Raw genomic sequence first — 8,336 nt, forward strand, 5'->3', positions numbered from 1 at the left:
ACGCAGATAGACAGGGTCTATGCTTAGAGCGGCGGGGCCGAGCGCAGCATCACCGACTTCAGCGCGAAGGCCGACTTGATGCCAGCCACGCCGGGAATGCAGGTCAGGGTATTGGTGAGGAACGCCTGGTAGGCGGCGAGATCCTTGACCACAACCCGCAGCATGTAGTCCGCATCGCCGGTCATCTGGAAACAGCTCATGACCTGCGGCGCATCGACGATGCGTTCCTCGAAGCGAGCGAGGTAGTCGCCGGTCTGCTTTTCCAGGGACACCGAGACGAACACGCTCATCGCCCCGGACAGGCGCTCCTCGTCGAGCCGGGCGAAGTAGCCCTGGATGTAGTGTTCCTCTTCCAGGCGGCGTACCCGGCGCAGCGTCGGCGTCAGCGACAGGCCGACCTTCTGGGCGAGATCGCGCCAGCTCAGGCGGCCGTCGTCGGCCAGGGCGCGGAGGATTTTCAGGTCGATGCGGTCGAGTTCAGCCATGGTGCGTTGTTTCTCTTGTCAGCGATTCTTGTAGTTCAAACAACCCAATACTGTCGGAATACCTTAGTCAATTTGGAGCAAAAAACTAGCACCCGAAGCCTATACTGAAATTACAAAAACAAAACCCGAGGGCCTCACCATGAGTGACGTCACCCAGTACGACCGCGCCTGCCGTACCCCGGCATGCCTGCAACCCGCCCCCACCCACAGGACGGGAACCCGCCATCCGCCCAGTCCGCCGCTTCGAGCGCCGTTCGCCCGTTTCTGATCTCTCCAACCGTTTGGCCCGGACCGGGCCGGAGGCCTGTCATGAGTGATTACGAGCCGTTGCGTCTGCATGTCCCGGAGCCCACCGGGCGTCCTGGCTGCAAGACCGACTTTTCCTATCTGCACCTGTCCCCCGCCGGCGAGGTACGCAAGCCGCCGGTGGATGTCGAGCCCGCCGAGACCAGCGACCTGGCCTACAGCCTGGTACGTGTGCTCGACGACGACGGCCACGCCGTCGGTCCCTGGAATCCGCAGCTCAGCAACGAGCAACTGCTGCGCGGCATGCGGGCGATGCTCAAGACCCGCCTGTTCGACGCGCGCATGCTCACCGCGCAACGGCAGAAAAAGCTTTCCTTCTATATGCAATGCCTCGGCGAGGAAGCCATCGCCACCGCCCACACCCTGGCCCTGCGCGACGGCGACATGTGCTTCCCGACCTATCGCCAGCAAGGCATCCTGATCACCCGCGAATACCCGCTGGTGGACATGATCTGCCAGCTTCTCTCCAACGAGGCCGACCCGCTCAAGGGCCGCCAGCTACCGATCATGTACTCGAGCAAGGAGGCCGGTTTCTTCTCCATCTCCGGCAACCTCGCCACCCAGTTCATCCAGGCGGTCGGCTGGGGCATGGCCTCGGCGATCAAGGGCGACACGCGCATCGCCTCGGCCTGGATCGGCGACGGCGCTACCGCCGAGTCGGACTTCCACACCGCCCTCACCTTCGCCCATGTCTACCGCGCGCCGGTAATCCTCAACGTGGTCAACAACCAATGGGCGATCTCCACCTTCCAGGCCATCGCCGGCGGCGAAGGCACCACCTTCGCCAACCGTGGCGTGGGCTGCGGGATCGCCTCGCTGCGGGTCGACGGCAATGACTTCCTGGCGGTCTACGCCGCCTCCGAGTGGGCCGCCGAGCGCGCCCGGCGCAACCTCGGGCCGAGCCTGATCGAATGGGTCACCTACCGCGCCGGCCCGCACTCGACTTCGGACGACCCGTCCAAGTACCGCCCCGCCGACGACTGGACCAACTTCCCGCTGGGCGACCCGATCGCCCGCCTGAAGCGGCACATGATCGGCCTCGGCATCTGGTCGGAGGAACAGCACGAAGCCACCCACAAGGCCCTCGAAGCCGAAGTGCTGGCCGCGCAGAAACAGGCGGAGAGCCATGGCACCCTGATCGACGGCCGGGTGCCGAGCGCCGCCAGCATGTTCGAGGACGTCTATGCAGAACTGCCGGAGCACCTGCGCCGGCAACGCCAGGAGCTCGGGGTATGAATGCCATGAACCCGCAACACGAGAACGCCCAGACGGTCACCAGCATGACCATGATCCAGGCGCTGCGCTCGGCGATGGACATCATGCTCGAGCGCGACGACGACGTGGTGGTATTCGGCCAGGACGTCGGCTACTTCGGCGGCGTGTTCCGCTGCACCGAAGGCCTGCAGAAGAAATACGGCACCTCGCGGGTGTTCGATGCGCCGATCTCCGAGAGCGGCATCATCGGCGCCGCGGTCGGCATGGGTGCCTACGGCCTGCGCCCGGTGGTGGAGATCCAGTTCGCCGACTACGTCTACCCGGCCTCCGACCAGTTGATCTCCGAGGCGGCGCGCCTGCGCTATCGCTCGGCCGGCGACTTCATCGTGCCGATGACCGTACGCATGCCCTGTGGCGGCGGCATCTACGGCGGGCAAACGCACAGCCAGAGCCCGGAGGCGATGTTCACCCAGGTCTGCGGCCTGCGCACGGTGATGCCGTCCAACCCCTACGACGCCAAGGGCCTGCTGATCGCCTGCATCGAGAACGACGACCCGGTGATCTTCCTCGAGCCCAAGCGCCTCTACAACGGCCCGTTCGATGGCCACCACGACCGCCCGGTGACGCCCTGGTCCAAGCATCCGGCCAGCCAGGTGCCGGACGGCTACTACAAGGTGCCGCTGGACAAGGCGGCGATCGTCCGCCCCGGCGCGGCGCTGACCGTGCTGACCTACGGCACCATGGTCTACGTGGCCCAGGCCGCGGCCGACGAGACCGGCCTGGACGCCGAGATCATCGATCTGCGCAGCCTCTGGCCGCTGGACCTGGAAACCATCGTCGCCTCGGTGAAGAAGACCGGCCGCTGCGTCATCGCCCACGAGGCGACCCGCACCTGCGGGTTCGGCGCCGAGCTGATGTCGCTGGTGCAGGAGCACTGCTTCCACCACCTGGAGGCGCCGATCGAGCGCGTCACCGGTTGGGACACCCCCTACCCGCATGCCCAGGAGTGGGCGTATTTCCCCGGCCCCGCGCGCGTCGGCGCGGCATTCAAGCGTGTGATGGAGGTCTGAATGGGTACCCATGTGATCAAGATGCCGGACATCGGGGAAGGCATCGCCGAGGTCGAACTGGTGGAGTGGCATGTCCAGGTCGGCGACTCGGTCAATGAAGACCAGGTCCTCGCCGAGGTGATGACCGACAAGGCCACGGTGGAGATTCCCTCGCCGGTGGCCGGACGCATCCTCGCCCTCGGCGGCCAGCCGGGCCAGGTGATGGCGGTGGGCGGCGAACTGATCCGCCTGGAGGTGGAAGGTGCCGGCAACCTCGCCGAGAGTCCGGCCGCGGCGACGCCGGCCGCGCCCGTCGCCGCCACCCCGGAGAAACCGAAGGAAGCCCCGGTCGCGGCGCCGAAAGCCGCCGCCGAAGCGCCGCGCGCCTTGCGCGACAGCGAGGCGCCACGGCAGCGGCGCCAGCCCGGCGAACGCCCGCTGGCCTCCCCCGCGGTGCGCCAGCGCGCCCGCGACCTGGGCATCGAGTTGCAGTTCGTGCAGGGCAGCGGTCCCGCCGGACGCGTCCTCCACGAGGACCTCGATGCCTACCTGACCCAGGATGGCAGCGTCGCGCGCAGCGGCGGCGCCGCGCAGGGGTATGCCGAGCGACACGACGAACAGGCGGTGCCGGTGATCGGCCTGCGTCGCAAGATCGCCCAGAAGATGCAGGACGCCAAGCGACGCATCCCGCATTTCAGCTATGTCGAGGAAATCGACGTCACCGATCTGGAAGCCCTGCGCGCCCATCTCAACCAGAAATGGGGTGGCCAGCGCGGCAAGCTGACCCTGCTGCCGTTCCTGGTCCGCGCCATGGTCGTGGCGCTGCGCGACTTCCCGCAGTTGAACGCGCGCTACGACGACGAGGCCGAGGTGGTCACCCGCTACGGCGCGGTGCACGTCGGCATCGCCACCCAGAGCGACAACGGCCTGATGGTGCCGGTGCTGCGCCACGCCGAATCGCGCGACCTCTGGGGCAACGCCAGCGAAGTGGCGCGCCTGGCCGAAGCCGCACGCAGCGGCAAGGCGCAACGCCAGGAGCTGTCCGGCTCGACCATCACCCTGAGCAGCCTCGGCGCGCTCGGCGGGATCGTCAGCACACCGGTGATCAACCATCCGGAGGTGGCCATCGTCGGCGTCAACCGCATCGTCGAGCGACCGATGGTGGTCGGCGGCAACATCGTCGTGCGCAAGATGATGAACCTCTCCTCCTCCTTCGACCACCGGGTCGTCGACGGGATGGACGCGGCGGCCTTCATCCAGGCCGTGCGCGGCCTGCTCGAACATCCCGCCACCCTGTTCCTGGAGTAAGCGATGAGCCAGATCCTGAAGACTTCCCTGCTGATCGTCGGCGGCGGTCCCGGCGGCTACGTCGCGGCGATCCGTGCCGGGCAACTGGGCATTCCCACCGTACTGGTGGAGGGCGCCGCCCTCGGCGGCACCTGCCTGAACGTCGGCTGCATCCCGTCGAAGGCGCTGATCCACGCCGCCGAGGAATACCTCAAGGCCCGCCACTATGCCGGCCGGTCGGCGCTGGGCATCCAGGTACAGGCGCCGAGCATCGACATCGCCCGCACCGTGGAATGGAAGGACGCCATCGTCGACCGCCTCACCAGCGGCGTCGCCGCGCTGCTGAAGAAACACGGGGTCGATGTCGTCCAGGGCTGGGCGAGGATCCTCGACGGCAAAAGCGTGGCGGTCGAACTCGCCGGCGGCGGCAGCCAGCGCATCGAGTGCGAGCACCTGCTGCTGGCCGCCGGCTCGCAGAGCGTCGAGCTACCGATCCTGCCGCTGGGCGGCAAGGTGATCTCCTCCACCGAGGCGCTGGCGCCCGGCAGCCTGCCCAAGCGCCTGGTGGTGGTCGGCGGCGGCTACATCGGCCTGGAGCTGGGTACCGCCTACCGCAAGCTCGGCGTCGAGGTGGCGGTGGTGGAAGCGCAACCACGCATCCTGCCGGGCTACGACGAAGAACTGACCAAGCCGGTGGCCCAGGCCTTGCGCAAGCTGGGCGTCGAGCTGTACCTCGGGCACAGCCTGCTGGGCCCGAGCGAGAACGGCGTGCGGGTCCGCGACGGCGCCGGCGAGGAGCGCGAGATCGCCGCCGACCAGGTACTGGTGGCGGTCGGCCGCAAGCCGCGCAGCGAAGGCTGGAACCTGGAAAGCCTGGGCCTGGACATGAACGGCCGGGCGGTGAAGGTCGACGACCAGTGCCGCACCTCGATGCGCAATGTCTGGGCCATCGGCGATCTCGCCGGCGAGCCGATGCTCGCGCACCGGGCCATGGCCCAGGGCGAGATGGTCGCCGAGCTGATCGCCGGCAAGCGTCGCCAGTTCGCCCCGGTGGCGATCCCCGCGGTGTGCTTCACCGATCCGGAAGTGGTGGTCGCCGGGTTGTCCCCGGAGCAGGCGAAGGATGCCGGCCTGGACTGCCTGGTGGCGAGCTTCCCGTTCGCCGCCAACGGCCGCGCCATGACCCTGGAGGCCAACGAAGGCTTCGTCCGCGTGGTGGCGCGTCGCGACAACCACCTGGTCGTCGGCTGGCAGGCGGTGGGCAAGGCGGTCTCGGAACTGTCCACGGCCTTCGCCCAGTCGCTGGAGATGGGCGCCCGCCTGGAAGACATCGCCGGCACCATCCACGCCCATCCGACCCTCGGCGAAGCGGTCCAGGAAGCCGCCCTGCGCGCGCTGGGACACGCCCTGCACATCTGATTCCCGCGAACCTCGGTAGCCGGCCAACCACCGGCGCACATTACCCCCTTGCCCGTCGGGCAAGGGGGCTTTTTTCGTGGCCGCGAACCGGGTCGTCAGCAGGTATCACCGCCCTGCGCGATCCCCCGCCCCTCACTCCGTCTCCAGCAACCCATGCCGCAAGCTCCCCGCCGCCAGGCGCTGGCGAATATCCTCGTCGATCCGCGGATCGTCCGGGCGGTACAGGCGCACCTGGCGGTAGGCGTTGATCCGGTTGATTTCCGCACCGAGGTACTCCCAGACCACCCGGCTGCATGCCGGGGTCCGCCGGTCACCGCTGGAAACGCCCATCTTCAGGCCGTTCAGGCGGGTGATACGGCTCTTGAAACTGGGAATGAGGATGGTCTGGCTCATCTCGTTGAGGGTCAGCGACTCGTAGTCGATCAGGAACACCCGGTCCTGCAACTGGAAGGCCGCGCCGAGATAGCGGCAACGCGCCCACTCCTCCGCCTGCACGTCGGTACTGCTGGTGCGCTCCTGGCGTTCCTGGCGCTCGAAGAGGAACACGCCGTCCTCCTCGTAGAGATGCACCAGGGAGAGCAGGATGCTGCCTGGCACCGACATGCAGTTGGCATATTCGAAGTAGTAGCCGCAGTAGCGGCCCAGGTCGCCGGCCTCGGCGCGCAGCGGTTGCAGCAGCCGCAACAGCGGGTCGTTGCTGGGCTGGCGCGGCTGGGCGCTGGTGCGGGCGCCGATCAGGCGGGCGAACTGCTCGGGCGGCAAGCCCAGCTCGTAGTCCTCGACGCCGAAGAAGTCGCCGATCCGCTTGCGGTTGTACGGCGTCGGCTGGCTCTGGCCGCTGAGGTACTTGTTGAACTGTGCGCGATTGATCGCCAATTGCCGGCAAACCTCGGAAATCGAGCGGTAATGGCTGCAAAGCAGCTTGAGATTGGCGCCCAGGTGCTCGGACATCGATGGCTCCAAAACTGATGCTATGGACGCGATTCTAGCATCAGGTCGCATCAAGCAGGAGCAACCCGCGAAATTGTAACCAGGTGCGTCATGGCCAACCATGCGCCGCGCACCAAGGCGCTGCCGCAGCGCACGCCGGTACCAGAATAAGAACCGAGGTAGACCTCCATGCTTGAAATGCTCAACGATTTCCTTTCCGGAAAAGTCCTCATCGTCCTGATCGTCGGCCTGGGTGCCTACTTCACGATCCGTTCGCGTTTCGTCCAGTTCCGCCACTTCGGCCACATGTTCGGCGTATTCAGGGAATCGCTGCGCGGCCAGGCCGGCCAGCTCAGTTCCTTCCAGGCCCTGATGCTGAGCCTCGCCGGCCGGGTCGGCGCCGGCAACATCGCCGGGGTCGGCATCGCCGTGACCCTCGGCGGTCCGGGGGCGGTGTTCTGGATGTGGGTCACCGCGCTGGTCGGCATGTCCAGCAGCTTCTTCGAATGCACCCTGGCCCAGGTCTACAAGCGCAGCGACGGCGACGGCCTGTATCGCGGCGGCCCGTCCTACTACATCCAGCACGGCCTGAAGCTGCGCTCGATGGCGGTGGTCTTCGCGGTACTCCTGCTGGTGACCTACGGCTTCGCCTTCAACGGCCTGCAGTCCTACACCGTCACCCATTCGCTGCAGAACGCCTTCGGCTTCGCCCCGCAGCACACCGGGATCGCCCTGGCGGTGCTGCTCGGCGTGGTCTTCATCGGCGGCATCAAGCGCATCGCCGCGGTCTCCGACCTGCTGGTGCCGATCAAGACCCTGGCCTACATCGGCGTCACCCTGTACGTCATCGCCAGCCAGATCGAGCACGTCCCGGCAATGCTGGAAACCATCGTCAAGAGCGCCTTCGGCCTAGACCCGGCGTTCGGCGGCCTGCTCGGCAGCGCCATCGTGATGGGCGTCAAGCGTGGCGTCTTCGCCAACGAGGCCGGCCTGGGCAGCGCGCCGAACGTCGCCGCGGTCGCCGCCGTGCGCCATCCGGCGGCACAGGGCGTGGTCCAGGCCTTCAGCGTGTTCCTCGACACCTTCGTGATCTGCACCTGCACCGCCCTGCTGATCCTGCTCTCGGGCTTCTACACCCCGGGCTTCGAAGGCGACGGCATCGTCCTCACCCAGAACTCCCTGGCCGCGGTGGTCGGCGACTGGGGCCGGGTGTTCGTCAGCGTGGCCCTGTCGCTGTTCGTCTTCACCTGCATCCTCTACAACTTCTACCTGGGCGAGAACAGCCTACAGTTCCTCAGCCGCAACCGCCTGGTGCTGATCGGCTACCGCGCGCTGGTGCTGGCCCTGGTGGTCTGGGGCTCGGTGCAGGACCTGTCCACCGTGTTCGCCTTCGCCGACATCACCATGACCTGCCTGGCCTTCGTCAACCTGATGGCCCTGGCCCTGCTGTTCAAGGTCGGCCTGCGGGTGATGCGCGACTATGACGTGCAGCGCCGCGCCGGGATCAAGCAACCGGTGTTCGACTCGGCGCAGTTCGCCGACCTCGACCTGGACCGCGAAGCCTGGCCCGCCGGCCAGCGCGCCGAGCCCCCGGCGCAGGCGGACGCCGAGCCGCTGCCGAGCGGCAATCGCTGAGTCTCGCGCA

General features: G+C 67.4%; 8 protein-coding genes. 6 read left to right on the forward strand and 2 right to left on the reverse strand.

The genetic code is table 11. From position 1 onward, the window contains the following. Positions 1-23: 23 nt before the first annotated feature. Positions 24-485 (reverse strand): Lrp/AsnC family transcriptional regulator, encoded by a 462-nt coding sequence (locus tag ACTJJX_RS28435; RefSeq protein ID WP_003089245.1) that lies wholly within the window; start codon positions 483-485, stop codon positions 24-26. 139 nt (positions 486-624) lie between these two features. Between ACTJJX_RS28435 and ACTJJX_RS28440 the strand changes: the two genes are divergently transcribed. Genes ACTJJX_RS28440 through lpdA form a run of 5 tightly spaced genes read left to right on the forward strand, consistent with a single transcriptional unit; the run spans position 625 to position 5,761 of the window. Beyond that, positions 625-753 (forward strand): hypothetical protein, encoded by a 129-nt coding sequence (locus ACTJJX_RS28440; RefSeq protein ID WP_009315775.1) that lies wholly within the window; start codon positions 625-627, stop codon positions 751-753. 41 nt (positions 754-794) lie between these two features. Next, complete coding sequence (locus ACTJJX_RS28445; protein ID WP_003111886.1) at positions 795-2,027, forward strand: 3-methyl-2-oxobutanoate dehydrogenase (2-methylpropanoyl-transferring) subunit alpha; 1,233 nt, start codon at positions 795-797, stop codon at positions 2,025-2,027. Beyond that, positions 2,024-3,076, forward strand: coding sequence for an alpha-ketoacid dehydrogenase subunit beta (locus tag ACTJJX_RS28450; RefSeq protein ID WP_003089248.1), 1,053 nt, complete (start codon positions 2,024-2,026; stop codon positions 3,074-3,076). The genes ACTJJX_RS28445 and ACTJJX_RS28450 overlap by 4 nt, the downstream gene beginning before the upstream one ends. Next, positions 3,077-4,363, forward strand: coding sequence for a dihydrolipoamide acetyltransferase family protein (locus tag ACTJJX_RS28455; RefSeq protein ID WP_016253439.1), 1,287 nt, complete (start codon positions 3,077-3,079; stop codon positions 4,361-4,363). Between the two features lie 3 nt (positions 4,364-4,366). Next, positions 4,367-5,761: a dihydrolipoyl dehydrogenase gene (gene lpdA / locus ACTJJX_RS28460; protein WP_003120146.1), complete on the forward strand. Its 1,395-nt coding sequence runs from the start codon at positions 4,367-4,369 to the stop codon at positions 5,759-5,761. Positions 5,762-5,893: 132 nt separating this feature from the next. Here the strand turns inward: lpdA and ACTJJX_RS28465 are convergent, their stop codons facing one another. Continuing rightward, positions 5,894-6,712 carry a transcriptional regulator gene (locus ACTJJX_RS28465; RefSeq protein WP_003117809.1) on the reverse strand — a complete coding sequence of 273 codons (819 nt, stop codon included), beginning with the start codon at positions 6,710-6,712 and terminating at the stop codon, positions 5,894-5,896. Between the two features lie 168 nt (positions 6,713-6,880). Between ACTJJX_RS28465 and ACTJJX_RS28470 the strand changes: the two genes are divergently transcribed. Further along, complete coding sequence (locus ACTJJX_RS28470) at positions 6,881-8,326, forward strand: alanine/glycine:cation symporter family protein (RefSeq protein WP_003113731.1); 1,446 nt, start codon at positions 6,881-6,883, stop codon at positions 8,324-8,326. Positions 8,327-8,336: the final 10 nt, after the last annotated feature.

This window comes from Pseudomonas sp. 22490, from assembly GCF_052044465.1.
Taxonomy (GTDB): domain Bacteria; phylum Pseudomonadota; class Gammaproteobacteria; order Pseudomonadales; family Pseudomonadaceae; genus Pseudomonas; species Pseudomonas aeruginosa.